We start from the raw sequence: 887 nt of genomic DNA, 5'->3' as shown, positions 1-887 counted from the left end.
ACCGAACCTGCCGGTACCAGTCATTGAGCAGGTGCTTTCAGGTCTGAGTGTACCCGGGCGTTTCGAGCGTGTTGGTTCCGCACCGGATATCTTCCTGGATGTTGGCCATAACCCTCATGCTGCCGGTTGGTTGTCTGGTCAGCTGAGTCAACTAAAATCCCCGGGCAGACGGGTGCATGGTGTTTATGGCGCCCTGGCGGACAAAGACGTGGCAGGTGTGGGCAGAGCCATGGTTGATGTGGTCGATGCCTGGTATCTGGCCGGTCTCAAGGTACCAAGAGGCCTGTCCGGTCAAGACCTGCAAGCAAGACTGTCCGATTCAGGGATCCAGGCGACGGCTTTTGAATCCGTGCGGGAGGGCTTGGTTTCAGCATTGGCCGTGGCTGACCCGAACGATCTTGTGGTTGTGTTCGGTTCTTTCTTCACGGTCGCTGAAGCACGCGAGATTCTGCTCGCTGGCAAGGTAGCCGGAAGCTAGGCAGGCCGCCTTAAACTTTGTCCATGGCCGTGCCTGACACTTTGAGTTCCGCTTGCCGGCCAGTTAGTATCTGCGCATGGGTGCCCGTCGGGGCGCAGTCATAACAGTTGGGAGCCTAGCAACGTGGATGGACTGAAACAGAGAATAATCGGGGCGCTGGTACTTGTTTCCCTGGCGGTTATCTTTGTTCCCATGCTTTTTGATGAGCCTCATTCCGAGCGCACGTCCACAACCATCAAGATTCCGGAAGAGCCGCCTTTCCCTGAAGTGGAAGCGCCCGAATCGGAATTGGCGCCGGCGCCGTCTTACGGTCTTGAGTCCAGCGATAGCGGCCTGGCAGCACCCTCAAGCGCGCAAGAAGCAGGGGATTCCCCGGGTTATCGTATCCTCGAAGAGGCGCCTGGCCAGG

Annotated in this window: 1 protein-coding gene and 1 pseudogene; both read left to right on the top strand. The window is 58.1% G+C overall.

Annotated features, from left to right (window positions below; all coding sequences use genetic code 11):
* Positions 1–478: glutamate ligase domain-containing protein (locus B2W52_RS11370; protein ID WP_349677062.1), on the top strand; the 478-nt coding region annotated here is incomplete at its 5' end.
* Between the two features lie 123 nt (positions 479–601).
* Positions 602–887 (top strand): annotated as a pseudogene (locus B2W52_RS11365) (SPOR domain-containing protein); the annotation flags it as partial.

It is taken from the genome of Marinobacter sp. UBA2498 (genome assembly GCF_002341575.1).
Classification (GTDB): Bacteria; Pseudomonadota; Gammaproteobacteria; order Pseudomonadales; family Oleiphilaceae; genus Marinobacter; species Marinobacter manganoxydans.
The sequence above is the reverse complement of the archived record's forward strand: the minus strand, read 5'-3'. Positions and strand labels throughout refer to the sequence as shown.